Source organism: Alcanivorax sp., from assembly GCF_040118815.1.
In the GTDB taxonomy this organism is placed as follows: domain Bacteria; phylum Pseudomonadota; class Gammaproteobacteria; order Pseudomonadales; family Alcanivoracaceae; genus Alcanivorax.
This window is the reverse complement of the sequence record NZ_JBEDTC010000015.1, coordinates 1-24,296: the sequence shown is the minus strand read 5'-3', so window position 1 is coordinate 24,296 and position 24,296 is coordinate 1. Positions and strand designations below refer to the sequence as shown.

Here is a 24,296-nt window from a genome sequence, read left to right as displayed (position 1 = left end):
AGTTCCTAGTTGTTAGGCTGGCAATCCCGTTGCAGCAGCCGTGGTTATGCTTCAAGTCAGCCGTAATTTACAGATTCCCGACAACGAGATCGACCTGCAGGCGATCCGTGCCCAGGGCAGTGGTGGCCAGAATGTGAACAAGGTCGCTTCAGCCATCCATTTGCGGTTCGATATTCGCGCTTCGTCCCTGCCCGACCGTTATAAGGACAAGCTGCTGGCGCTGAGTGACCAGCGCATTACCACCGACGGCGTGGTTGTCATCAAGGCCCAGCAATTTCGTACCCAGGAAATGAATAAGGAAAATGCCCTGGCGCGACTGGCCCAATTGATTAAAAGCGTGACCGTGGAGCAGAAGCCTCGCAAGGCAACCCGTCCGACGCTGGGCAGCAAACGTCGGCGCCTGGACAGCAAGACCAAACGTGGGAAAACCAAGTCCCTGCGCGGCAAGGTTGACCCTAGCTGAGGGTTTCCCGGCTGCGTTGCGGTTTAGCAGGGCTTTCTTGACACAAACGTCTTCTACCTTTGGCTCTATCGGATGGTTTGCAATGCGCCGCCCTTTGTTAGGCTGGGTTTCGCCTTGATCCTTACGGAGCCATACATGAAAGCCATCGTCACCACCGGTTGGGGCCTGAAGCCCACTCTCACTCTGATGGATACCGATGCCCCCGAGCGGTTAAAGCCGGATGATGTGCTGGTGGCCGTCCATGCGGCATCGGTGAATCCCAAGGACTGGAAGCTGAATTACCACCTGGCCGTGGCGGCTAGCCCGGTCATGGTCAACCATCTGCCTCCCCTGTTCGGTGATGACCTGGCCGGTATCGTGGTGGACAAGGGCCGCAACGTGCGTGACTTCGAGATTGGTGATGCGGTCTACGGTATGGACATGCGCCTGCGCACCGCATCGCTGGCCGAGCTGGCCCGGATTAGCCAGCGTCGCATTGCCAAAAAACCGGAGAACCTGTCATTCGCACAAGCCGCTGCCATGCCGTTGGCCGCGCTCACCGCCCTGCAAGGGTTGCGCAAAGGGAAGGCCGCCGCGGGAAAATCCGTGTTGATTATTGGCGCGTCGGGCGGTGTGGGCACTTTCGCTGTGCAAGTGGCCAAAAACTTGGGGTTGCATGTCACCGGGGTGTGCAGCGGGCGAAACGCGGATTTTGTGCGCGAACTGGGTGCCGATACGGTGATTGATTATACCCAGGGGGATTATCGCCAATCGGCGGGTGAATTCGATCTGGTATTCGACGTCACCTCCTACGAAACTCCGCTGACCTGCGCCACATTGCTGGGCAAGAACGGCTACTTTATTTCCACCGGTGGTGACGGCAAGTCCATGCTGGGCACCCCGTTCTACCGCTTGTTGGGTAAAAAATCCGGCACCGTGGTGGTGGAATCTTACCGGCGTGATTTGGAAACACTGAAAGCCATGGTCGAGGCGGGCACCCTGACGCCGATCATCGATAGCGCCTTTGCGTTGGCAGACAGCGAAGCGGCCTATAATCGCAGCCGCTCTGGGCGTTGCCGTGGGAAGGTGGTCATCGAGGTTTCAGCTATTTAATTACCGCCTGCGTGTGAATAACGTAGGGCGGAAATGCCTGTAGGGCATCTTCGCCTCTCCGTTAAGTTATTGCTGCTTTCGCCGCCCGGGCGGCATGCAGTTTTTTATAGCTTTCGATCAGACGCTGGTGTTTTTCCAGTCCGTCCAGCTGCATGTTGGTGGGCGTCAGGCCGGGGAAGCGCACGCTGCCTTCAACGGCGCCTATCACCGTGTTGAGGGTCTCTTCGCCATACATGCGGCCCAGGTTAACCCGGTAATCATCCAGCGACAGTTCTTCGTCCAGGGTAATTTCCAGTACCGCATTCACCGCCCGATAGAACAGGCCCCGTTCCACCGTGTTGTCATTGAACTGGATAAACATTTCCACCATTTCCAGCGCGTCTTCATGGCGTTGCAATGCCAGGTAGATCAGCAGTTTTAATTCCAGAATGGTGAGCTGACCCCACACGGTATTTTCGTCAAACTCGATACCGATCAGGGTGATGATGTCGGTGTAGTTATCAATCTGACTTTCTTCCAGGCGTTCAACCAGTTGGCTCAACTGTTCATCGTTGAGTGTGTGCAGGTTGAGAATATCCTCGCGGTAATCCAGTGCCATATTGGTGTTGTCCCAGACCAGGTCTTCCACCGGGTACACCTCGGAAAAGTCCGGCACCAGAATACGACAGACCGGTGCGCCGAGTTCTTCGTAGACCGCGACGTACGCTTCTTTTTCCAAGTCTTTCAAGATACCGAAGAGACGTGCGGTTTCTTCTTCGGTGGTGCCGGCGAAGTCCCATTCACAAAAATCTTCGTCAGCGCTGGCGCTGAAGAACCGCCAGCTCACTACACCGCTGGAGTCGATAAAGTGCTCTACGAAATTATTGGGTTCGCAGACTTCCTGACTATTGAAAGTCGGCGGCGGCAAATCGTTCAGGCCTTCGAAGCTGCGACCCTGCAACAACTCGGTAAGGCTGCGCTCCAAGGCGACTTCGAAACTTGGGTGGGCGCCAAAGGAGGCGAATACGCCGCCGGTGCGAGGGTTCATCAGCGTTACGCACATGACCGGGAACTGCCCGCCCAGCGACGCATCTTTCACCAGAACCGGGAAGCCCTGTTCTTCCAGCGTGCGGATGCCTTCGACAATGCCGGGGTACTTGGCCAGTACTTCCTCAGGCACATCCGGCAGGGCAATTTCTTCTTCAATAATGTGTCTCTTGACCGCCCGTTCGAAAATTTCCGACAGGCACTGGACCTTGGCTTCGGCCAGAGTGTTGCCCGCGCTCATGCCGTTACTCAGGTACAGGTTTTCAATCAAGTTGGAGGGGAAGTACACCGTTTCGCCATCAGACTGTCGTACAAACGGCAGCGAACAAATGCCCCGATCCGTCCGCCCGGAATTGGTATCAATCAGGTTGGAGCCGCCCAGCTCGCCTTCCGGGTTGTAAATGCTCAGGCAGTAGTCATCGAGAATGTCCTGGGGCAGTGAGTCGTTGGCGCCAGGCTTGAACCATTTCTCGTTGGGGTAATGAACAAAGTCGTTGTTGGCGATCTCTTCCCCGAAGAACTGGTCGTTGTAGAAGAAGTTGCAGTTGAGGCGCTCGATAAATTCGCCCAGCGCCGAACACAGCGCCGCTTCCTTGGTGGCGCCCTTCCCGTTGGTAAAGCACATGGGCGACGCCGCGTCGCGGACATGCAGAGACCAGACGTGGGGGACGATATTGCGCCAGGAGGCAATTTCAATCTTCATGCCCAGCTCCGCCAAGATGGCGGTCATGTTGGCGATGGTCTGCTCCAGCGGCAGGTCCTTGCCTTCGATAAAGGTGCGGTGGGCTTCGTCCGGTTCCACCATCAGCAGGGCCTGGGCATCCTCGGTGAGGCTGTCTACCTGTTCGATCTGAAAGTCCGGCCCGGTCTGGATCACCTTCTTTACCGTGCAGCGATCAATGGAGCGCAGAATGCCTTGGCGATCCTTGTCGGAAATATCTTCCGGTAGCTCTACCTGAATCTTGAAGATCTGGTTATAGCGGTCTTCCGGATCCACGATGTTGTTTTGCGACAGGCGGATATTGTCGGTGGGGATATCTCGCGCCTTGCAGTACACCTTCACGAAATAGGCTGCACACATGGCCGACGATGCCAGGAAGTAGTCGAACGGGCTCGGCGCCGAACCATCGCCCTTGTAGCGGATGGGTTGGTCGGTGATAACGGTAAAGTCGTCGAACTTGGCTTCCAGGCGAAGGTTGTCGAGGAAGTTAACGTTGATTTCCATGGTGAGGCTACCGAGTTGGGGAATGGCTGTGGCGGCCATTATCCAGTTTTTGGGGGCTGGCGTCTTGGCATCGGATGTCTGGTGCCATCAGGCGTGGCCCAAGAGGCACATTTTCGATGATTACGCGCAGGGAATGCCGCGAAGACGGACGATTGTCAGACCTGTGCGGCGATATGCCGCATGTTGGCGCCTCAGCCACTGCCGTAGAATCCCTCGCCGTCTTGCTGCCATAACCTCTATGGCAGCAACCGGTTGCCTTGGGGGAATACCATCATGCGTTTGTCTACTCGAACATCATTGCTCGGCTGCCTGACCCTTTTAACCCCGGTCAGTGCGCTTGCGGTGGAACCCGAGGCCAATGAACTGGCACCTATTACGGTTTCCGAGCAAGGGGAACAGAGCGTCGAAGCCACAAAAATTGAGCTTGAGCGTGAGCAGGCCCTGACGCCGGGCGGTGTGACCCTGGTGGAATCGGAAGACCTGACCGAGCGTAATGTGGTCAGTATCGGCGATATGCTGCGCTACGTTCCGGGGATGTGGACAGGCAACGGGTCCACGGGTGACGACACTTTTATTTCCAGCCGGGGCTCCAATCTGGATGCGGTTGCCTACGACGGTAATGGCATCAAATTAATGGTCGACGGGTTGCCGGTGACCGCTGCCGATGGCAACAACCACAACAGTTTTATCGACCCGTTGGCAGCGCGCTATGCGGTGATCGCCCGTGGCGCCAATGCGCTGACCTACGGAGCCAGCACCCTGGGCGGTGCCATCAATTTCATCAGCCCCACGGCGCGTAACACGGACAATCAGATCTATCTGAGTGGTGGTAGCCACGGTACGGTGCAAAGCCGCATTACCGCGGGCGGTGTTGAGGGTGATCTGGATGGCCTGGTGACAGTGGAGCAGCGCAGCTATGACGGTTTTCGCGGCCATCAGGAGCAACAGCGAGGCAGCGTTTATGCCAACACTGGCTGGCAGATCAATGACGCGGTGGAGAACCGGTTTTATTTCACCTATGTGGATAATGATCAGGAGCTTCCCGGTTCACTGACGCAGGCTCAGTTTGACGACGACCCCTATCAGGCCAACCCGAATAACATCCCCGGCAATTTCCTCAAGAACGTGGAAAGCTGGCGTGTCGCCAACCGTACCCAGTGGCAGCTCGATGATACCAGTCGCCTGGTGGTGGGCTTTTCCTTCGAGGACCAGCACCTGTATCACCCCATCGTTGAGAATCCTTTCTTCAGCCTGCTGATCGACAATGACCAGACCACCTTTGGCACCAACATTCGCTATGACAAGCAGCTGGGTAACCACGATTTGCTGTTCGGCCTGAACTATGGCGAAACCCGGGTGAAAGGCGGTAACTACTCCCATACCGGCGGTATTCGCGGTGCTCTCGATGTGCGGGTGGATAACAAGGCCGATAACCTGGAAGTGTTCGCCATGGATCGCTGGCATTTTGCCGATCGCTGGACGCTGGTCTATGGGGCTCAGGCCGTTACCGGCACCCGCGAGGTCCGCAACGTGGACGTTGCTGCGGGCACCGAACGCAATCCTAAAGATGACTATGAATCTATCAACCCGCGTGTGGGGGTGATTTATCAGGTCGCCGATCGCAGCGAGTTGTTTGCCAATGTCAGCAAGCTGTACGAAGCGCCGACCTTGTACGAACTGGAAGACGATGCGGATGCCAGCGATGAAACCTTGGATGCCATGCAGGGCGTAGTCGGGGAAATCGGTACCCGCGGTACGGCACCCTTGGGGCAGGCCAGCGAATGGAACTGGGAAGTATCGGTTTACTATGCCCAGCTGGAAGATGAAATCCTCTCTGTGGATAACCCGGCAGCAACTGGCACCAGCCTGGCCCTTAACGTGGAAGACACCATTCACGCCGGCGTGGAAGCGTTGGTCGGTGCCAGCGTTGCGTTGGGCAATGACGGTCAGCGTATTGAGCCGCTGCTGAGCATGACCTACAACGATTTCACTTTCGATAACGACCCGAAGTATGGCGACAACCAACTGCCAGTGGCGCCCACCTTCTTTATCAAGGGCGAAATCATGTATCGCCATGGCAATGGCTTCTTCGCTGGCCCCACCTTCGACATTGTCGATGATCGTTACGGTGACTTCGCCAATAACAAGGAGGTGGACGGTTATGAGCTGCTGGGCCTTCGCACCGGTGTGACCCGCGATAGCTGGGAAGTCTATCTGGAAGGCCGCAACCTTACCGACGAAGTCTATGTCACCAATGTGAGCGTCAGTAACGACGAGACCATCAATCCGGTCGGCATTCAGGCAGGCGAGCCCCGCTCTGTTTATGCTGGCGTCCGGTTCGATTTTTGAAGTAAAGAGTACCTGATATGACCCGCACCTCACCCGCACCGTCAGCGCCCCGCCGTTTCTATGCGGCCGTATGGCGCTGGCACTTTATGATTGGCGTGCTGGTCATTCCCTTCCTGTTCCTGCTGGCGTTCAGTGGTTTGCTCATGCTGTTGAGCAAACCACTGGATAGTGTTTTGAATGAATCGCTGTTGACGGTGAAAGTGGGCGATCAGCCACTGCCCGCAACAGTGTTGCTGGAGACTGTCGAGCAGCACTATCCGCATGCGTCGGTGAAATTGTATTTGCCGCCGCAGGCAAAGGACCAATCCGCACGCTTTTCCCTGCAGCCCCATTCGCATGCGGGCCATGGTGGCCACCATGCGCCTTCCACATTGGTGTACCTGAACCCATACACCGGCGAGATATTGGGTGACCAGGACCCGGCGGCAAGCCTGTATTCGCGTATCAAAACCTTCCATGGCTCACTCTTTATGGGCTCGTTGGGGGATGCGTTGATAGAAATCGCCGCTGGGCTGGCGGTATTAATGATCGTCTCGGGTTTGTATCTGGCCTGGCCCAAGGGGGGCGAGCGTCTTCCGGCGCCGGCAAGAAAAGCAGGCCAACGGGAAGGCTGGCGCCGTTGGCACCTGAGTCTGGGTTGGTTGATCGCGTTGCCGCTGCTGTTCTTTCTGATCTCCGGGCTGGCCTGGACCAATATCTGGGGTGGCAAGATCGTACAGCCCTGGGGCTCGTTGCCTGGCACGACTTATAAAGCCTCGCAGGAAAGCCAGACGGACAAGAAAGCCGAGCCACAGCCGGTGGCGGATCATGCCTCTATGAATGAGGCAGGCCTGCACCGAGTGCCTTGGGCGGTGGAACAAACGCCTATGCCTGAGTCCGCGACTGGGGAGGACGCTTTGCAACTGGATGAAGTGGTGGCAATGGCCGGCCACCAGGGGCTGGGGCCTTTCCGGGTGCACTTCCCGCAAGGTGATAGCGGTGTGTGGACGCTCTCCGCTACCACCATCGCCGGTGATATCGACAACCCCGCCGGGGAACGCATTGTGCATTTGGATAAACACAGTGGCCAGGTGTTGCAGGATATCCAGTTCGCGGATTACCCCATCATGGGTAAGGCCATGGCCGCCTCCATTCCCTTGCATCAGGGGGATCTGGGGCTGTGGAACTGGTTGCTGAATGTGCTGTTGGTGTGCCTGATCATGGTATTGATCGTCACCGGCGCTCTGCTGTGGTGGAAGCGCCAGTCACGGCGGGCGCCACCGAAAGCGGAGCCCGCACCGGCCCGTGCGGTCGGCCTGATTATGCTGGTGGTTGCCCTTGCCTTCCCGCTATCCGCCGCCGCCTTGCTCGGCATCATCCTGCTGGATACCGTGCTGACGGCGCGTAAAACCGCAAGGCCGTAGCGCGGCTATATTGTGCCGTTACTTTTGCTTGGAGGCCCAGATCGCCAGCTTGTGTTGAATGGCCGGCTGCGACACCTGGTCTTCCGGCAGTGGCTGGATGATCTTGTCATGAACTAGCAAGCGGTAAATATAGAGGGTCTTTTCAGCGGCGGAGTCCGTCGCTTCAAATTCCACCACGCCGCGCTTCTCGGCATAGGCAACGCCCATCTGTATGGCTTTCTTCACCAGTTCTTTTTCGTTTTTTAGTTTCTTCATGGGGCTCTCCGTCACCGCTGGCTCAGGGTGCAGCTTGGCACAAAGCAGACCTGGGCATAAGTGCCGGAGGAGTTGAGGGAAGTGCGCATGGCGGAGTGGGGCCTTTGGGTAACAGTCGGCCCCTGCCTCGTGTGTATTTAGCCTTGCAGCGTAAACAGCTTCACATCGGGTCGCCCGGCGAGCAGGCCCTTGAGGCCGCCACCCAGTGCTTTCATGTTCTCCTGGTGGGCCACAATCGCGTCCTGGTCGGTGTACTGTTCGTAGATCAGTACCGTATCGGCATTGTCTACGGACTGGTGCACCAGGTAGCAATGATTGCCCTCTTCCTTCACCACTTCGGCGGCGATCTTCTTCATCTCTGCGATCAGTGCGTCACCGTTACCCGGCGTGGCGGACATGACAGCGGTAATAGCAATCATGGTTCTCTCCCGTTATCTGGCTGTGGTTATGGGTGGATAAGGGATCCTCACACAGCCTGGCAAACGCAACCATGGTGTTTCACGTCGCTGTTGCGGCCAGAAAGGCCCAATAGATGCCGACAGAAGATCTGCATTGGCAAGTCGCAGTAATGAGGTGCCAGGCGTCTACAAGAGATCGAAAGGTAGGGTATTTGAATGCGGGAGGGTGTAACGCCGTGACGCACACAGGGCGGGCTTGTCCTGTGTGCGTATCAGCAATCACTTATTGATTCATCAGAGACTGCGAGCGCAAGTCGATATTCTTTGAGTAATCAAGGAGTGCCTGCCGGCGTTGTGCCTCTACCGTGTTGGCGTGTTTTATATTGTCGATGCGGGCCTGATGGATATCCTCATCAAAACGCGTCTGTAGGGCCTCGTAGCGTTTTTCTGCCTCGGCTTTCTGCTGGCTATTCATGGCGTTCTCATAGCGCTGCAGAATATGCGATTGATCAGACAGTTTTGAGTACGCATAGGCATCTTCAATGCTGCAGTGGGTACCCAGTTTTCCTTCAAATCGGCCCTGACAACCAAGAAATAGGCCTAGTCGCCTCGCTGCTTTCATGGCCTGGACGGTATCCATTTCCGTATACGCTTGACCCTGGCCGCCGGTGACCCCGTTAACCGCACTCTTAAGGTAGCGAACTCCCTTGTCAGGATCATGCGGAGCGCCTTGCCAGCTGACGGCATAGCCCACCCCGACAAGCACTTTCCACAAGCTCTCACTTTCAGCCGCCTTTTCGGCAAAACCCAGTCCTTTGGCCGTCGACAGAGAGGCTAGTGCTAACTGGGCACCAATATAGCCATGAGTGGCGGACTCTTCCTTGTAGTATGCCGCTTTATCCTTGTCTCTTTCTTCATAGAAATCGGTTAATACCACGGCGGCGGTGGCGCTACCCTGGTCTGATTTTTTCTTTAAATAGTCGATAAGAAAGGCTTGGTCATAGAAATCACCAAGGGTACCCGCTGGATATATATCGATATAGGACGAGGGTGAGCTATTGATGCCACCCAGGCTGCCTCTTTTCCGGATGAAATCTCGCTTGTGGGCATCCCCGATGGCTAATTCAATTTCCGCAGTTTTCAGAAGGTAGGGTGCATCACCGGTTATTCTATACTGAGCCAAAAAATAGCTGGACAGGAAATCAGGATATTGTTCTGGTTGGGCCAGAGCCTGATCAATGATCGGGGCAAGGCTTGGGTTGTTTGCGAGGGAGGGGTCACTGTTGAGTTTGTTTATCAAGAGTAACTCGATCCTTTTGTGCCAGGGTTGCGCTGCCGGATCCAGAGTTTTAAAAAAATAGCGTTCGCTTTTTTTATCGTCGCGGTTGGGGTTTAGTGGGCAGATAGCTTCCTGGGTATCTTTGCCGGTAAATAGATCTGTTCGGGTCTTTTGCCCCAGGGAGTATCGTTGGTAAAGAAAAAACGATGAATCCGTATAGCCTTGGTCGGCGAGCGTTGCCATTTTTTTCATTGCGGATTTTATGTTCTGCTTTATGCCTTGCTCTTTTGCGCCAAAGTATTCCAGTGCGGCCAGGCGGTGCTGTGCGGCATAGTCGCCTTGGCGAGCTTTTTCTTTGCAGTGGCCATTGGTCGACATGCAATAATGGAACGCTTCCTGATACGCCTCCTTGCCGCAATTATCCGATGCCTGAACCGTGTTGCTCCAGATGGCACACACAGAAAAAAACACATAAGCTCGCACAGCTCGTCTCATCACTGACCCCATAAAATAACTGCCAATCTCTCGGTGGTAGTGATCCATAATAGGGAGCTTTCGCGCCAGGGTCATACCCCAAATTGGGGAGGGCGGCTTGTTTTAGAAAAAAAGGCCACAACGGTTTGGCATAGGTTGTTTAAGCGGGCGACCCAACGTGGGCTGGGTCGCTGCAGGAAGGTGGCTGGCTAAGCCAGATTTTCACCGTGGCTGGAGATCAGGCGACCGAACCAAACACCTGAATGATGTTGCCCAGCCGTGCGGTGAACTTGTCGCCGCTGTTCAGTGGGCCGACGCCGGCGGGGGTGCCGGTGAAGACCACATCGCCGGGTTCCAGGGTGAAGGTCTGGCTGATTTCTGACAGCAACTCGAAAGTGGGGAATAGCATGTCCGCGGTGCTGCCGTCTTGACGAATTTTTTCATTAATGTCTAAAGAAAGATTCAGACTCTGACGCACGGAGATGCCGCGGGCATCGATAAAGCCAGACACCGGGGCGGCGCCGTCGAAGGCTTTGGCGCGCTCCCAGGGATGGCCTTTTTCTTTTAATTGGTTTTGCACTTCGCGCAGGGTCAGGTCCAGGCCGATGCTGTAGGCGGCCACGCTGAAGCGCACGTGGTCCAGGCGAGTTTCCTTGCACAGCCGTTTGCCAATGAGCACCACCATTTCCACTTCGTGGTGTACCGGTCCCTGCCCTTCGGGCAGCACGATCGGCTCGTGCAGGCTGGTCAAGGCGGTGGCGGGTTTCATGAACAGGATGGGGGCATCCGGCACGTCGTTGCCGAGCTCTTTGGCGTGGTCGGCGTAGTTGCGGCCCACGCAGACCACCTTGCCCACGGGCATGTTCATGGGAGCGCCGTCGATCCAGCGATGTTGATAACCGTTCGGGTCGATGTGGACTTCGTTTATCTCATCAAACATCGAACAGTTTCCCGGGGTTCATCACATTGTTGGGATCAAACACCTGCTTAACCGCTTTCATGCAGGCGATTTCTTCTGGGCTGCGGGAATATTCCAGGTAGGGCTTCTTGGTCATGCCCACGCCGTGTTCGGCAGAAATGGAGCCGTTGTATTTTTCGACGATTTCGAACACCCACTTGGAAACGTTGTTGCACTTGGCGAAGAAGTCTTCCTTGGCCAGGTCTGCCGGTTTGAGGATGTTCAGGTGCATGTTGCCGTCGCCGATGTGGCCAAACCAGACGATTTCGAAATCCGGGTAGGCGTCTTGCACCACGGTGTCGATGTCTTCCACGAAGTCCGGCACTTTGGAGACGCTGACAGAAATGTCGTTCTTGTACGGGGTGTGCGGAGCGATGGATTCGGAGATGCGCTCGCGCAGCTGCCACAGCTGATCCAGCTGTTGCAGGGATTGGCTCATGACGCCGTCCAGCACCCAGCCTTCTTCCACGCATTTTTCAAAGATCGCCATGGCCTTATCGCCGATGGTCTCCGAGAGCTGCTCGAATTCCAGCAGGCAGTAGAACGGGCATTCGGTGTCGAAAGGTTTGGCCACGCCGTGTTCCAGTACGTGAGCCATGGCCTTGTCGGAGAAAAATTCGAAGGCGGTCAGGTCGATGTCCTGCTGGAAGGCGTGCAGGATTTTCATGATCTCGCGAAAGCCCGGCGCGCCCAGTACCAGTGCGGTCAGGTCTTTCGGTTCGCGGGCCAGCTTGACGGTGGCTTCCACCACAAAGCCCAGGGTGCCTTCGGAACCGATAAACAGGTGGCGGAAATCGTAGCCGGTGGCGTTCTTGATCAGGCCCTTGTTTAGGTCCAGCAGTTCGCCCTTGCCGGTGACTACTTTCAGGCCGGTGATCCAGTCGCGGGTCATGCCGTAGCGAATGACCTTGATGCCGCCGGCGTTGGTGCCGATGTTGCCGCCGATCTGGCTGGAACCAGCGGAGGCGAAATCCACCGGGTAGAACAGACCTTTCTGTTCGGCGAATTCCTGCAGCTGCTGGGTAATGACGCCGGGTTGTACGGTGACGGCGCGGTCGAACTCGTTGAAATCCAGCACCTGGTTCATGCGATCGAAGGCCACCACCAGCTCGCCGTTGGCCGCAACCGCGCCGGCGGACAGGCCGGTGCGGCCCCCGGATGGCACCAGGTGCAAACCATGCTCGTTGGCAATTTCGACGATCTGTTGCACTTCGTCGGTGGTTTCCGGCAGTGCCACGGCGCAGGGGGCTGGCGCCCAGACCTTGGTCCAGTCGACCCCGTAGCGCTCGGCGCTTTCCTGGTCGGTGAGGCAGCGATTGCCAAGCAAATCAGTGAGTTGCTCCAGAGCAGCATGGGCAAGGGCAGTCATCAACGGGTCTCCTGAACGGGTCTAACCGGGGGCTTGAAACGGCTTCACGCTGACTTGAACAGAAGTACAGCATGGGTTGCTCTCAATTTGAGCGCGCTATGTTAACATACGCGCCCATTTCACAGGCTACCGAGACAGAATCATGGCCGATACTTCTCTTGAGAAGGATAAGATCCGCGTTCTCCTGCTCGAGGGCATCCACGAAAATGCTGTGGAGAACCTGAAAGCGAACGGTTACTCCAATGTGGAGCTGCTGCCCACCGCACTGACCGGGGATGACCTGACTGCCAAAATCAAAGATGCCCATTTTGTCGGCATTCGCTCCCGTACCCAGCTCACCGACGAGGTGTTCGAGGCGGCGGAAAAGCTGATTGGCGTTGGGTGTTTCTGTATCGGTACCAACCAGGTGGACCTGAAGTCCGCCCTCAAGCGTGGTATTCCGGTCTTTAATGCGCCCTACTCCAATACCCGTTCGGTGGCGGAGCTGGTGATTGCCCACACCATCAACATGATGCGCGGCATTCCCGAGAAGAACGCTTCTGCCCACCGTGGCGGCTGGCTGAAGTCTGCCAAGGACAGCTACGAAATTCGTGGCAAGACCTTGGGCATCGTGGGTTACGGCAACATCGGCGCGCAAGTGAGCGTGCTGGCCGAGTCCATGGGCATGAAGGTGAAATTCTACGACGTGGTGCCCAAGCTGCCGCTGGGGAATGCCGAACAGGTGGGCACACTCACCGACCTGCTGAGTCAGTCCGATGTGGTCAGCCTGCACGTACCGGATACCGCCGACACCCGCTGGATGATTCAGGAAGAGCAGATTCGTGCGATCAAGCCCAAGGGCTACCTGATCAACTATGCCCGCGGCAAAGTGGTAGACATCGACGCCCTGGCAGCAGCCCTGAAAGACGGCCACCTGCTGGGCGCCGCCATCGATGTGTTCCCGGAAGAGCCCAAGGGTAACGATGATGAGTTCATCAGCCCGCTGCGCGAGTTCGATAACGTGATTCTCACCCCGCACATTGGTGGTTCCACCAAGGAAGCGCAGGTGAACATCGGCACGGAAGTGTCCGAGAAGCTGATCCGTTATTCCGACAACGGCGCTACTCTGGGCGCGGTGAACTTCCCGGAAGTGGCCCTGCCGCCGCACCCGGACATGCACCGCCTGCTGCACACTCACCAGAACGTGCCCGGCGTGCTGACCCAGATCAACACCGTGTTTTCCGAGAACGGCATCAACATCTGCGGCCAGTACCTGCAAACCAACGAAGAGATTGGTTACGTGGTGATCGATGTGGACAAGGGTTACAGCCAGCTGGCGCTGGAGAAGCTGCGCACCATCGATGGCACCATCCGTACCCGGGTGCTGTTCTAGTCGGCATAGCGGGATACAAATGTTGGCATAATGTGCCAGCAGGATGTGAACTGCTCGACAAAAAGCCGGAGTCAGGCTAACTTGCCTGCTTCGGCTTTTTTCTTGGGGCGTACACTAAGATTATGAATTTCTTCAGGAAGGGATGCCTGTCTGTCGCGTTATTGGCGATGCTGAGCGGCTGTGCCACGAATTCCCTGTTCGTGTCCTACCCCAGCCAGGCAGAGAAATGGAAGGCCACATTGGGGAATGAGGCCGCCAGTTCAGGGACGACATTGAAGCTTGAGAAGGCCACCGCCGGGGGCGATGGCGTGCTCTATCTGCAAGAACTGGGGCGGGTCACGCAGCTCAATGGCGAAGGTGAAGCCAGCCGCAATGCTTTTGCCGACGCGGTGTCCAAATACGATGCAGAAGACGCCAGCGCGAAAATCCAGGTGTCTTCCCTGGCCGCCAGCGGCACTTCGCTGATTACCAACGATAACGCCCGCCCTTACGTGGCGCCGGACTACGAGCGCATCTTCACCCGTGCCTATCAGGCCATGAATTACTGGGCCGATAACGATGTGACCGGCACCGCCGTGGAATTGCGGGCAGCGGCCCTGGAGCAGCGGGTTTCGGCCAACAAGCGGGAAAAGGAAATCGCCAAGGCCGAGGAAGAGGCGGAAGAGAACAAGATCGACATTGGCCAGTTCGACGGTTACTTCGACGGCATTGATGCGGTGGCCGGTGGCGTCAAGGCCAGCTTCCAGAACGCCTGGACCTTCTACCTCTCCGCCCTCTTCTGGGAAGCCCACGGCGAGTACAACAGTGCTTTGGTGGATTACAAGAAAGCGCTGGAGATCAATCCCGGTGTGGATATGATTAAGGAAGATGTGGAGCGAGTCTCCAACCCCCGTGCGTTGCGTGGCAGCGACGAAGGGATGGTCGCGGTGCTCTATGAACAAGGTTTTGTGCAGCCCCGGGAAGAGTTCACGCTGCCCATCCCCACCGTCCACGGGGTGTTTTCCGTGGCCTTCCCCACCTATGCCATTGGCAGTAAGCCGCGCCCGGACAGCCTGCGAGTACTCGATAGCGCCAGCCAGCCGCTGGGAGAAACCGTGGTGTTGGCCGACGTGGGCGGTCTGGCCGCCAAGGACTTGAAAGAGCGCATGGCCGGCATGCTGGTCCGGCAGACCCTGCGGGCTACCGCCAAGTACAATTTACAAAAACAGGCCAACGACAACTTCGGTCTGTTAGGCTCATTGAGTACGCAGATCTATAATTTGGTCAGTGAGCAGGCCGATCGACGCAGCTGGCTGAGCCTGCCGGCCTATGCCCAGGCCACCCGCTTTCACCTGCCCCAGGGGGAGCATGCATTGGTGCTCAGTACCCCGGCAGGTAACAGAACGCTGACGGTTCCGGTTGTGCGCCGGGGCCTCACCGTGATTCATGCAGTGGCTGTACATGGCCAATTGATTACTCGCGTATTACCCGTTCAGGAGGGACCCTTATGACATTCTTACGCCCCATGTTGGCGATACTGGTCGCATTGATGCTGGCCGCATGTTCGGCCAGTAATAAAGGCCAGATGGAAGTGACCGAAGATGGTGAAGTCGTTACCAAGGTGTATTCCAGCAACAGCCTGCTTTCCAGCCGCATTTCTGTAGAAGACCTGCGTCAAAAGCGCGCAGGCGATTTGCTTCAGGTGCAGGCCGTGCTGGAGAACGACTGGAAATTCCAGCTCGACTTCCAATACAAATTCAAATGGTTTGATGCTGACGGTTTCGAACTGGAGCCGGAAGCCCAGCCCTGGCGGCAGGTGGTCATGGCTGGTCGCAGCCAGAACAGTGTGCAGGGGGTCTCCCCCAATCCGTCCGCCGTGCGCTTCGAAATCTGGGTGCAGGAATAACTGTCAGCCCGGCTGACGTAACAAGGAACAAGGAGAAACAAGAATGGTACGTGTATTTTCAATGATGATGCTCGGCGCTGCACTGGCGCTGTCTGGCTGTTCCACCGTGGATTATGGCGATGCCCAGGGCCGTGAAACCGTCAATACCGATTTCGGTTCCACCGACCTGCAGATGATTTCCAGCAAGATGGTGGATGACATGCTGGTGTTCCCGCCCATTGTGCAGATGACCCAGAACCGTCGTCCGGTGGTGTTTGTCGACAGCATTAAAAACAAGACCACCGAGCATGTGGACACTGAGTCCATCACCGACACCATCCAGTCCAAACTGATCAACTCCGGCAAGTTCCGCTTTGCGGACATGACCGTGGTTAACCGTGTACGTGAACAGCTGGATTACCAAAGCGAATCTGGTCTGGTTGATCAGAGCACGGCTGCGGCCATGGGCCGTCAGATCGGCGCTGAGTTCATGATGTACGGTAATTTTTCCTCCATCGTGAAGCGTGAAGGCAGCACCAAGGATGTGTACTACAAGTTCACCCTGAAGCTGCTCAACATCCAGACCGGCATCATCGAGTGGGCCAACGAGAAAGAAATTCGTAAAAGTCAGAGCAAAAGCCTGTTCGGCCTGTAAACCGGCCGTATTCGCGGCTGCAAACGGCAACGGCCATAGCGTAGAGCTGCGGGGAGGCTGGAGGCAGGGGCGCCCTGCCTCGGCCGTTTGAGATTCGCCGGGGCGGTATCAACGATGCCGCCCGTTTCCGGCTCGCGCCGGCCATATTCGTGATATAAGTGGTGGCACGATTGTCGCTACTGGCAAGGAGGTCATCATGATCAAACGTCTTTTCTCTCCCTTTTTTCTTGTCCTGCTACTGTGCTCGTCCTTCAGCCATGCGATGACGGAAACCGTTTCCGTATCCGCGCGTGGTTATGGTGATAATCCGGAGCAGGCCATGACCAATGCCCTGGTCGCCGCCGTGCGACAGGGCGGTGGTGTGACCCTGGCGGTGGACCCCAACTTCCGCACCAATGTGTATGAGTGGGTCATCCAGTCCCAGGGTGACGTCTCTACCTGGATGGGCAAGGAAACGTCCGTGCCGGAACCGCAGCTGCCGACCCTGGGCAACATCAAGACCTATGAAGTGCAGTCCGTTAAGCAAGTGGATGACGGCATGTGGCAGGCGGACGTCCAGGCAGAAATCCTGCGTCCCAAGTCCATCGGCCCGGATCGCTCTCACCTGCCCGGCATTGCCATTGCCACTTTCGATAGCCGTAGCAGCAGCTACGACCTTGGCGATATCAAGGTGTCGGCCAGTGACGTGCAACGCCAGCTGCAGGATAACCTGACCATGGCGTTCACCCAGTCTGGTCGTTACCGGGTACTGGACCGCGCCTACCTGGATGATATCGATGAGGAGCTGGGTGTGGTGGCCAGCGGTAGCATCGCGCCGGAAGAAATGGCGCGTCTGGGTCAGCGCAAGGGCGCCGATCTGCTGTTGGTGGGCACCATCGAAGACTTCCAGATTGGCGACAGTGAGCGTGAGTTCTACGGTGCCAAGATGGGCGGCTATGAACCCTATGTGCGGGTGCGTTATCGCTTAATCGACACCACCACCACGGAAATTCTGTGGAGCGACCTCTACGAGTGGGATAAGTCCGAAGCGGTGATCCGTGAAATGGCTCGCCAACAGAACATCGACGACCGTAATCATCCGGAGCGTCTGGCTGACCAACTCTACCCGGAAATTGCCCGTGCCATCGCCGGTGATGCCACCGACGTGCTGTACCCGGTGCAGGTAATCAAAGTGGACGGTGAAACCGTGTTCCTTAGCCAAGGGCAAGGTCGTCTGGAAAAGGACGGCATCATGAAGGTGTATCGTCCCGCCGGTGAAATGAAAGACCCGGACACCGGCATGACCATCAAGCTGGAAGGCGAATCCCTGGCCACCCTCAAGGTCAGTGATGTACGCACCGACTACGGTATTGCCAAGATGGAAGGCGAAGCCAGTGCCTTGCAAGTGGGCGACCGCGTCCGCCCGGACAAGCAGGCTAACAACGCCTCCGCCGGTCCGGCCGGCCAGCAGGCCACCCCCGGCTCTGGCGAAGCCCCGCTAAAATGGTAAAGCCCAAACCCCCGCAACGCGGGGGTTTTTGTTTCAGGTGAAGCACTCCCGGCGCGGTCCGGTAGGAGCACCTTTCGAGGTGCGAACAGAAGCCTTTCCGCAACACCCACAGGTTTGGGCATCATTTATATGCTGGGGTTCGCACCTCGAGAGGTGCTCCTACAGCGGTTTTGGTATGCAGCCGATCAGGTTGAAGACGTGGCCGTCAGGGCTGCATCCTGCTTGCGGCGTTTGCTGGCCACCCTCGCCTTTCTTTTCTTCCACCAAATCACCAGGCCGGTGATGGATAGCATGGTCACAGCGATACCCATGATCGACACGATGATGCGCCCGGGCAGGCCGGCAATGCGGCCGGAATGCAGCGGGAATTGCAGCTGGTTGAAGACATCGGCGGCGGTGCCGGTCCACGGCACTTCGTCCCCGATCAAGTCCGCGTTCTTGCCATCGTAGTAGAGGCTTTTCACTTTCATGCCGCCACTGTCGTGGTCCTCGCCCGGGTAGTAGAAACGCACGCCGAAAACGGCAAAATTGTCGCTGTAAAAAGTGTCGCCAATGGGTTCTTCCCAGCCGCGCTTGTCCGCTTCGCTGCGGGCCTTCTTAAGCAGTTCCTGCCAGCTTACCTGGGGTTCTACCGGGTCATGCAGAGCGGTGGGAGTGCGCGTTTCAAAAGGCCCCGGCGTCGTTTCGGACACCATGGACATGACAGGGTAAAAAACTTCTCGGTACAAATTCAGGGAAAAAGAGGTAAAGGCCAGCATCAGCAGCAGCGCGAACAGCCACAGACCCACCGCCGTGTGCAGGTCGAAATTCAGCTTGTAGGCACCCGCCCCGCGGCGAATCATCCAGGCGGGTTTCCAGCGTTGCAGCCAGCCTTTGCCACCGGGCTTTTGCACGCGGCGTTTGCGCGGCAGGGTCAGCGCCATGGCGATAAAGGTATCGAACAGCCAGACCATGGCGGCGGCACCCATCAACCAGGTGCCCCAGCGGTCGATGCCCTTCCATTCAGGCAGGTGCAGGGTGAAGTGCAGCTTGTAGAGAAACGACATCAGGTGTTCCGGGTGCAGGGAGATTTTCCCCCACTCGCGTTTACCAACAATCTCGCCGGTGACCGGGTCCACGAAGGCGTGATCGTAACCCAGTTCATAACGCTGCCCGGTTTCCGGGTTTTCCCGGGCATCCACCCAGATTTCCGCGTTATGGCCAGGCTCGGCTTCCAGGCCAAAGAAGCTGGCACGCACCCGGGGGTCGGCGTCTTCCACATGGCGAACCAGCTCCAGCATGGGTAGCGGCTCGCCCTGGCTTTGGCTTTTAAACAAGTGCGGGTTGAGCCACTCGTCCAGCTCGTGGTCCCAGGAAATTAGCGCCCCGGTCAGGCCGGCAATAATCAGGAAGACGGCAATAAAAAGGCCGAACCAGCGATGAAGTAGAACCAGAAATGCGCGCATGGGAAATCCAACCGGGCTGACAATGCGGCGCAGCCTAGCATAAGGAGGAATAGTTCTCATTACAGAAATGAAGGGTCAAGCGCCCGCTTGGCGAGATTTCCACAACGGGTAGGGAATCCCCGCCAGACGATTGATAACAAAGGCCTGGCCGACCAATAAGGCCACTGCACTGAGCAGTACGGGCAGCTGCTGCAGTTCGGGCATCAACCCTAGAGACACAATTAGGGCGGTCGCCCCGGCCGGTGGGTGGGCAACACGGAATAGAATCATCAGTGCGCTGGTCAGGCCCAGCGACAGCCCGGCGGCGGCTACCCGAGACCATTCAACGCCAGAGATAAAGGCGGCAGGCGCATCGTGCAGGCCGAACAGCCACAGCGCTGCCCACCCACACAGGGCGCCAATCAGGTGGCCACTAAGTACATTGCGCGGAGATGCCGCTTCCGCCAGCGGCAGGTGAAACAGGAGGAAGGCGCTGGCGCCCAGTGAGGGAAAGATAAATGACTGCTGGGTGATCAAGGCCACACTGGCGATCAGCGCGATGCTCAGGCCGCCATTGACCAGATTGAACAGCGCCAGCACTACGCGCGGATTAAAGCGTTCGCTCATGGTTTCCAGGTGCAGCAACCGCAGCAGCCCGCCAACCTGTTGCTGGCGGAGCTGATCACTTTCCTTACTCATGGCTTGCACTAATCCGGGGCAGAAAAAGAGCGCGCATACTAAGGCTTTGCGGGTCGATGGGCAATTGTGGTGCATCCCATGCGGGAGCAAGGTGTGTGGAGGCCGAACAGGCTTCGCCAGGGCGCGCCAGCGGCTTTTTAACAACGCGACAAGGGTAAATCCGCTAGCATGAACGCAGATGACAAGGAGATCGGGTGTGGACGGATTTTTTTCGCAGGCGCTGGTATTGCTGGCGGCGACGCTGCTGTTGTTACCGCTGTTCCAGCGGCTGGGGCTAGGCAGCATTCTCGGTTATCTGGCCGCGGGTATTGCGGTGGGCCCATTGGGGTTCGGGTTGGTCAGCGGCGGTAACGACGTGCTGCATTTTGCCGAATTAGGCGTGGTGCTGATGTTATTTTTGGTGGGCTTGGAGTTGGCCCCTCAGCAACTGTGGGCACAACGCCGTCGCCTGGTGGGGCTGGGCGCCAGCCAGATGGTATTCAGTGCCCTGCTGCTGGCAGGCGGGTTTTGGCTGGTGGGGTTCAGCACCAACCAAAGCCTGGCCATCGGCGCTACGCTGGCGCTGTCATCCACAGCCTTTGTGGTACAGATGCTGGTGGAGAACAATCAGCTGGGTACGCCGCAAGGGCGCTCCGCGTTTTCTATTTTACTTTTTCAGGATCTGGCGGTGATTCCCATCTTGCTGCTGTTGCCGGTGCTGGCCGGAGCCCAGGCCGGCGAGGATAGCCCGCAGTTGCTGGCCGGGCTGGCGGCACTGGTGGCCATGGTGCTGGCGGGCAAGTATGCGCTGAATCCCTGGCTGGGTTGGTTGGCCAAGTTGCGTAACCGGGAGTTGATGACCGCCAGTGCCTTAATGCTGGTGCTGGGGTCTGCGGCGCTGATGGAGCACCTGGGCCTGTCCATGGGGCTCGGTGCGTTTGTCGCGGGTGTGCTGCTGGCCAACTCGCCCTACCGGGAGCAGTTGGAAACGGACATTCAGCCCTTCAAGGGTTTGTTGTTGGGGCTGTTCTTTTTGGCCATCGGCATGACCATGGATTTGCGCCTGCTGCTCGATCACCCGGGTAATATTGCCTTGTTTCTGGTGATGCTGCTGGGCCTGAAGGCGCTGGTGTTGATCGTAATCAGCCGTCTGCGCGGCGGTGAATGGCGCAGTACCTTTATGTTCGGGATTCTGCTCAGCCAAGGGGGCGAATTCGCCTTTGTGCTTCTCACCCAGGCGCAAACGTTGAACTTGCTCGACAGTGCCATCGCCGGGCAGTTGAATCTGGTGGTTGCGTTATCCATGGCGTGTACGCCGTTATTGCTGAAACTGATGGCCATGCTGTGGCCGAAAGCGAGCAGTAAGGCGCCACGCAAGGATCTGGAAGAAGAAAGCATGCCTGCGCACCATCCCCAGGTGGTGATAGCCGGGCTGGGTCGTTTTGGGCAAATCACCGCCCGGATTCTGGTGGGGCGGCAGATTCCATTCACCGCCCTGGATTCCGACCCGGACGAAATCGACATGCTGCGCCGCTACGGCAACGAGGTGTATTTCGGCGACGTAACCCGGCTGGACCTGCTTTACAACGCCGGCCTGGAGCACGCCAAGGTGTTGGTGCTGGCGGTGGACGATGTGGAGGCGTCATTGAAAACCGTGGAGCTGGTGCGCCACCATTTTCCGGCCATTACCATTGTTGCCCGGGCCCGAGACCGCTACCACGCCTATAAGCTTCATGCGCTGGGCGTGCATCAAGTGATCCGGGAAACCTTCGAGTCCGCGTTGCTCAGTGCGCGGCTGACCCTGATGCAGCTCGGCGTGCCTGAATCTACCGCCATTGATCTGGTGCGCAGTTTCCGGGAGCTGGATGATCGCTTATTGCAGGAACAAATTGCCCATCGCAGCGACATGGACATGCTGGTGGAAACTAATGCCAAAGGCCGAGCGGAGCTGCAGTCGCTGCTCTCCAAGGGGGATGGCGAGTAACAAGTGAGGCTCCATGTGTTGAGAATGGTTTGCATCTGCATTATCATCCCCGCCCTGAATTCCGGTTTGCCGCGCTGACGAAAGGGACGTTATTGGCGGTAAGGCTCAGGCCGGGGGATCGCAGAAACAACCACAGGCACTCCCATGACCCTACCCGCCCGCTTGCTGGGCCGTTCACTGACGGCCACCCTGTTGTTATTGCCGCTGGCCACATTGGCGGCAGAGGCCGAAACGGAAGCCTCCAGCAGTAACGTTCACGAAATCCCTGAAGTCAGCGTCAACGCCGACGGAAACCAGGGCACCCTCGCCGACACCACGGAAAGCTACGAACCGAAAACCCCGGTGAGCTCGGCTACGGGTTTAGCGTTGACCCGCCGCGAAACGCCTCAGGCGGTGTCGGTGGTAACGCGGACACTGATGGATGATTTCCAGATTGTCTCCGTTAGTGAAGCGCTGGCAGCCACGCCGGGTGTCGTCGTAGATCAGGTGGAAACCGACCGGGTCTATTACAACGCCCGTGGTTTTGAAATCACCAACTACCAGTACGATGGCCTGGGCATGCCACTGCCCTACGAAATCGTTAACGGTGATATGGACACCAGCATGTTCGAGCGGGTGGAGATCGTACGTGGCTCCAATGGGTTGATGAGCGGCCTGGGCAACCCCTCGGCCACGGTTAACTACGTGCGCAAGCGGCCGACTCTGGACAGCAATACGACGCTATCGGCGTCTTACGGGTCTTGGGATAACCGCCGCCTGGAAGTGGACACCTCCGGCAGCTTGACGGAAGACGGCCGGGTGCGTGGTCGCATGGTCGGTGCCTATCAGGATCGCAATTCCTACCTGGACCGTTACGAGAATGAGCGCGGTGTTTTCTACGGTGTGGTAGAGGCCGATCTGACCGACTCCACTCTGTTCACACTGGGTTATAGCTATCAGAACAGCAACGCCGACAGCCCCATGTGGGGTTCGCTGCCACTGTTCTATTCTGACGGTACCGCCACAGACTACGACGTGGAGACCAGCACCGCGGCAGATTGGGCGTACTGGGACAGCAACACCGAATCGGTGTTTGCGGAGCTGCAGCAGCGCTTTGATAACGGCTGGGAAGCCAAGGCGGTTTACACCTACCGCAAGATGGAAGGTGAGTCAGAACTATTCTACGTTTATGGCACCCCGAACAAGGACGAAACCGGCTTGTTCGCCTATCCCAGCTACTATGAAGATAAAGTGACTGAGCGGGTGCTCGACCTGTATGCCCGTGGGCCATTTGAAGTCGGGGGCCGTGTCCATGAAATGGTGGTTGGCGCTAACTATGCGAAAGGCCGCATTGAAGAAACGTCCAATTATGGGCGTGGCATTGGTACTGCATTGACGCCAGATGAGGCGTTTGGTGGCAGTTACCCCAGGCCGCTGTTTGATGCCGCCATTGATGGCAGCACGTGGGATGACCGGTACCGCAGTGCTTACCTGGCCACTCGTTTGAGCCTGGCCGATCCGCTGACCCTGATTGGCGGCGCGCGCTATGTGGATGTGACCAGCGAGGGGGAAGGCTACGGCGGCAGTAGTAAGGATGCTAGCGCCAGTGAAACGGTGCCTTATGTCGGCCTGATCTACGACCTGACCGATGTGCATTCGGTCTACGGTAGCTACACCAAAATCTTTAACCCGCAGACCGAAGAAGACATCACCGGCCAGCGGTTGGAGCCGGTGACCGGTGAAACCCAGGAGCTGGGCCTCAAATCCGAATGGCAGGATGGCCGGATTTATACTGCCTTGATTGCCTTCCGAACGGATCAGGAAAACCTGGCAGAGGCTGCGGGCATGATCGGCCCGGACACCTACTACGGTGGTGTGGACGTGGAAAGCTTCGGCTATGAAGGGGAGATCAGCGGTGAGCTTCTGCCCGGCTGGCAAGTGTCTGGTGGTTACACCTGGCTGGAAATTGAAGATGAGGACGGCGACGAAATTCGCACCTATACCCCGCGGGAAATCTTCCGCCTATCTACGACCTACCGCCCTGCGGCTATTCAGAAGCTGAAAACCGGTGTACAGGTCAGCTGGCAGGACAGCATTTACCGGGGTGGTACCGGTGGCGTTCCAAAAACCACGCAGGACAGTTACACCCTGGTGAACCTGATGGCCAGCTATGACTGGACCAAACACCTGACCACCACGCTGAACGTGAACAATGTGACCGACGAGAAATACTACAACTCGCTGTACGTTGGGCAGGCGTTCTACGGGGCGCCACGTGGGGCCAATGTGCGGTTCGATTATACATTCTGAGAAGGGCTGATGGCTGGGGCTTACAGCTAACCCGCCTTGAGTCAGAAAAAAGCGCAACCGTTTAACGCCGACGTCTGCACAAGCAAGGGCGTCGGCGTTTTTTTGGAGGGTACCGCGAGAGCGTGTAGATACCGTCTCTCCTAATGAACTACAACCCTCTCACATGGGTTGTGGTTCATATTCTTTCTGGTGCGCCAGTACGCCGTAAGCGATGTGCACCAGCTTTCTCATGGCGGCTCCAAGCGCCGAC

General features: G+C 57.4%; 19 protein-coding genes. 11 read left to right on the top strand and 8 right to left on the bottom strand.

What is annotated here, in order from left to right:
* The first annotated feature begins 46 nt into the window (after positions 1-46).
* Both arfB and ABNH18_RS09355 read left to right on the top strand, forming a co-directional pair.
* Entirely contained in the window at positions 47-463 is a 417-nt protein-coding gene (arfB, locus tag ABNH18_RS09360; RefSeq protein WP_349382557.1) for an alternative ribosome rescue aminoacyl-tRNA hydrolase ArfB, read from the top strand.
* A 135-nt stretch (positions 464-598) separates the two neighbouring features.
* A complete protein-coding gene (locus ABNH18_RS09355) occupies positions 599-1,555 on the top strand; it encodes an NAD(P)-dependent alcohol dehydrogenase (protein WP_349382556.1) in 957 nt (318 codons plus the stop codon).
* 61 nt (positions 1,556-1,616) lie between these two features.
* Here ABNH18_RS09355 and ABNH18_RS09350 read toward each other — a convergent pair whose 3' ends face one another.
* A complete protein-coding gene (locus ABNH18_RS09350; protein WP_349383253.1) occupies positions 1,617-3,806 on the bottom strand; it encodes an OsmC domain/YcaO domain-containing protein in 2,190 nt (729 codons plus the stop codon).
* Between the two features lie 273 nt (positions 3,807-4,079).
* On the opposite strand from ABNH18_RS09350, the gene ABNH18_RS09345 reads away from it, so the two are divergent.
* Complete coding sequence (locus tag ABNH18_RS09345) at positions 4,080-6,155, top strand: TonB-dependent receptor family protein (RefSeq protein ID WP_349382555.1); 2,076 nt, start codon at positions 4,080-4,082, stop codon at positions 6,153-6,155.
* Positions 6,156-6,172: 17 nt separating this feature from the next.
* Positions 6,173-7,558 carry a PepSY-associated TM helix domain-containing protein gene (locus ABNH18_RS09340; RefSeq protein WP_349382554.1) on the top strand — a complete coding sequence of 462 codons (1,386 nt, stop codon included), beginning with the start codon at positions 6,173-6,175 and terminating at the stop codon, positions 7,556-7,558.
* Between the two features lie 18 nt (positions 7,559-7,576).
* On the opposite strand, the gene ABNH18_RS09335 is transcribed toward ABNH18_RS09340, so the two are convergent.
* The 5 genes from ABNH18_RS09335 to ABNH18_RS09315 all read right to left on the bottom strand — a co-directional run bounded on the left by ABNH18_RS09335 (position 7,577) and on the right by ABNH18_RS09315 (position 12,291).
* Positions 7,577-7,813 carry a DUF5062 family protein gene (locus ABNH18_RS09335; protein WP_349382553.1) on the bottom strand — a complete coding sequence of 79 codons (237 nt, stop codon included), beginning with the start codon at positions 7,811-7,813 and terminating at the stop codon, positions 7,577-7,579.
* Positions 7,814-7,950: 137 nt separating this feature from the next.
* Entirely contained in the window at positions 7,951-8,232 is a 282-nt protein-coding gene (locus tag ABNH18_RS09330) for a putative quinol monooxygenase (RefSeq protein ID WP_349382552.1), read from the bottom strand.
* Positions 8,233-8,494: 262 nt separating this feature from the next.
* Positions 8,495-9,973, bottom strand: a complete 1,479-nt coding sequence (locus ABNH18_RS09325) for an SEL1-like repeat protein (protein ID WP_349382551.1) — start codon at positions 9,971-9,973, stop codon at positions 8,495-8,497.
* 229 nt (positions 9,974-10,202) lie between these two features.
* Positions 10,203-10,904, bottom strand: a complete 702-nt coding sequence (locus ABNH18_RS09320) for a fumarylacetoacetate hydrolase family protein (RefSeq protein ID WP_349382550.1) — start codon at positions 10,902-10,904, stop codon at positions 10,203-10,205.
* Entirely contained in the window at positions 10,897-12,291 is a 1,395-nt protein-coding gene (locus ABNH18_RS09315; protein ID WP_349382549.1) for a D-2-hydroxyglutarate dehydrogenase, read from the bottom strand. Before ABNH18_RS09315 ends, ABNH18_RS09320 begins: the two co-directional genes overlap by 8 nt.
* 142 nt (positions 12,292-12,433) lie before the next feature.
* Here ABNH18_RS09315 and serA point away from each other — a divergent pair, with 142 nt between their 5' ends.
* The 5 genes from serA (at position 12,434) to ABNH18_RS09290 (ending at position 17,671) form a co-directional block, all read left to right on the top strand.
* Complete coding sequence (serA, locus tag ABNH18_RS09310; protein ID WP_349382548.1) at positions 12,434-13,663, top strand: phosphoglycerate dehydrogenase; 1,230 nt, start codon at positions 12,434-12,436, stop codon at positions 13,661-13,663.
* 122 nt (positions 13,664-13,785) lie between these two features.
* Positions 13,786-15,153: a COG3014 family protein gene (locus ABNH18_RS09305; RefSeq protein WP_349382547.1), complete on the top strand. Its 1,368-nt coding sequence runs from the start codon at positions 13,786-13,788 to the stop codon at positions 15,151-15,153.
* A complete protein-coding gene (locus ABNH18_RS09300; RefSeq protein WP_349382546.1) occupies positions 15,150-15,548 on the top strand; it encodes a YcfL family putative periplasmic lipoprotein in 399 nt (132 codons plus the stop codon). The genes ABNH18_RS09305 and ABNH18_RS09300 overlap by 4 nt, the downstream gene beginning before the upstream one ends.
* Positions 15,549-15,591: 43 nt before the next feature.
* The gene (gene lpoB / locus ABNH18_RS09295) at positions 15,592-16,182 is read left to right on the top strand and encodes a penicillin-binding protein activator LpoB (protein WP_349382545.1); all 591 of its coding nucleotides are present in this window, start codon (positions 15,592-15,594) and stop codon (positions 16,180-16,182) included.
* A gap of 196 nt (positions 16,183-16,378) precedes the next feature.
* Positions 16,379-17,671, top strand: coding sequence for a CsgG/HfaB family protein (locus ABNH18_RS09290; protein WP_349382544.1), 1,293 nt, complete (start codon positions 16,379-16,381; stop codon positions 17,669-17,671).
* A 185-nt stretch (positions 17,672-17,856) separates the two neighbouring features.
* Here the strand turns inward: ABNH18_RS09290 and ABNH18_RS09285 are convergent, their stop codons facing one another.
* Together ABNH18_RS09285 and ABNH18_RS09280 are read right to left on the bottom strand one after the other, a co-directional pair.
* On the bottom strand, positions 17,857-19,116 hold the full coding sequence (locus tag ABNH18_RS09285) for a PepSY-associated TM helix domain-containing protein (RefSeq protein WP_349382543.1): 1,260 nt from the start codon (positions 19,114-19,116) through the stop codon (positions 17,857-17,859).
* A 75-nt stretch (positions 19,117-19,191) separates the two neighbouring features.
* On the bottom strand, positions 19,192-19,794 hold the full coding sequence (locus ABNH18_RS09280; RefSeq protein WP_349382542.1) for an HPP family protein: 603 nt from the start codon (positions 19,792-19,794) through the stop codon (positions 19,192-19,194).
* Positions 19,795-19,990: 196 nt separating this feature from the next.
* On the opposite strand from ABNH18_RS09280, the gene ABNH18_RS09275 reads away from it, so the two are divergent.
* Positions 19,991-21,757 (top strand): monovalent cation:proton antiporter-2 (CPA2) family protein, encoded by a 1,767-nt coding sequence (locus ABNH18_RS09275; protein ID WP_349382541.1) that lies wholly within the window; start codon positions 19,991-19,993, stop codon positions 21,755-21,757.
* 144 nt (positions 21,758-21,901) lie between these two features.
* On the top strand, positions 21,902-24,046 hold the full coding sequence (locus ABNH18_RS09270) for a TonB-dependent siderophore receptor (protein ID WP_349382540.1): 2,145 nt from the start codon (positions 21,902-21,904) through the stop codon (positions 24,044-24,046).
* Positions 24,047-24,296 lie beyond the last annotated feature (250 nt).

Excerpts from the sequence above, each read along its gene's own strand:
- ABNH18_RS09270 (WP_349382540.1), top strand. The coding sequence starts at position 21,902 with ATGACCCTACCCGCCCGCTTGCTGGGCCGTTCACTGACGGCCACCCTG.
- ABNH18_RS09305 (WP_349382547.1), top strand. The coding sequence starts at position 13,786 with ATGAATTTCTTCAGGAAGGGATGCCTGTCTGTCGCGTTATTGGCGATG.
- arfB (WP_349382557.1), top strand. The coding sequence starts at position 47 with ATGCTTCAAGTCAGCCGTAATTTACAGATTCCCGACAACGAGATCGAC.
- ABNH18_RS09280 (WP_349382542.1), bottom strand. The coding sequence starts at position 19,794 with ATGAGTAAGGAAAGTGATCAGCTCCGCCAGCAACAGGTTGGCGGGCTG.
- ABNH18_RS09320 (WP_349382550.1), bottom strand. The coding sequence starts at position 10,904 with ATGTTTGATGAGATAAACGAAGTCCACATCGACCCGAACGGTTATCAA.
- ABNH18_RS09355 (WP_349382556.1), top strand. The coding sequence starts at position 599 with ATGAAAGCCATCGTCACCACCGGTTGGGGCCTGAAGCCCACTCTCACT.
- lpoB (WP_349382545.1), top strand. The coding sequence starts at position 15,592 with ATGGTACGTGTATTTTCAATGATGATGCTCGGCGCTGCACTGGCGCTG.
- ABNH18_RS09300 (WP_349382546.1), top strand. The coding sequence starts at position 15,150 with ATGACATTCTTACGCCCCATGTTGGCGATACTGGTCGCATTGATGCTG.
- serA (WP_349382548.1), top strand. The coding sequence starts at position 12,434 with ATGGCCGATACTTCTCTTGAGAAGGATAAGATCCGCGTTCTCCTGCTC.
- ABNH18_RS09285 (WP_349382543.1), bottom strand. The coding sequence starts at position 19,116 with ATGCGCGCATTTCTGGTTCTACTTCATCGCTGGTTCGGCCTTTTTATT.
- ABNH18_RS09315 (WP_349382549.1), bottom strand. The coding sequence starts at position 12,291 with ATGACTGCCCTTGCCCATGCTGCTCTGGAGCAACTCACTGATTTGCTT.
- ABNH18_RS09340 (WP_349382554.1), top strand. The coding sequence starts at position 6,173 with ATGACCCGCACCTCACCCGCACCGTCAGCGCCCCGCCGTTTCTATGCG.
- ABNH18_RS09330 (WP_349382552.1), bottom strand. The coding sequence starts at position 8,232 with ATGATTGCTATTACCGCTGTCATGTCCGCCACGCCGGGTAACGGTGAC.
- ABNH18_RS09350 (WP_349383253.1), bottom strand. The coding sequence starts at position 3,806 with ATGGAAATCAACGTTAACTTCCTCGACAACCTTCGCCTGGAAGCCAAG.
- ABNH18_RS09335 (WP_349382553.1), bottom strand. The coding sequence starts at position 7,813 with ATGAAGAAACTAAAAAACGAAAAAGAACTGGTGAAGAAAGCCATACAG.
- ABNH18_RS09290 (WP_349382544.1), top strand. The coding sequence starts at position 16,379 with ATGATCAAACGTCTTTTCTCTCCCTTTTTTCTTGTCCTGCTACTGTGC.
- ABNH18_RS09345 (WP_349382555.1), top strand. The coding sequence starts at position 4,080 with ATGCGTTTGTCTACTCGAACATCATTGCTCGGCTGCCTGACCCTTTTA.